A 263-nucleotide genomic window follows, 5' to 3' on the forward strand; every position below is an offset into this window, starting at 1 on the left:
CTTTAAGCGCATCTCTCGTATCGCTACCTCAGCATACCGATCAGCACTCCAGTCAAGGCAGCGGCGCTCAGCAAGGCGGCGCTGCCATAGGTCAGCCACTTGTTGCGCCCGTCGCGACCCAGGCGCAGGTCGAAACAGCCATGGCGGATGCGGTGGGCGGCATGGAACAGTGGCAGGCAGACCACGGCGCCGACGAACAGTAAGCCGGGTAGACCGAACAGCATCGAGCGTGCACGCTCGGCATCGAGCGGAACGACCCCCAG

The 263-nt window shown here is 64.3% G+C and carries 1 protein-coding gene; it reads right to left on the reverse strand.

The window, feature by feature from the left end; genetic code table 11:
- Window positions 1-23: 23 nt before the first annotated feature.
- A partial coding sequence (locus QN399_RS26400; RefSeq protein WP_330201953.1) for a hypothetical protein occupies window positions 24-263 on the reverse strand: 240 nt, incomplete at its 5' end.

Source organism: Pseudomonas sp. 10C3 (genome assembly GCF_036346185.1).
Taxonomy (GTDB): domain Bacteria; phylum Pseudomonadota; class Gammaproteobacteria; order Pseudomonadales; family Pseudomonadaceae; genus Aquipseudomonas.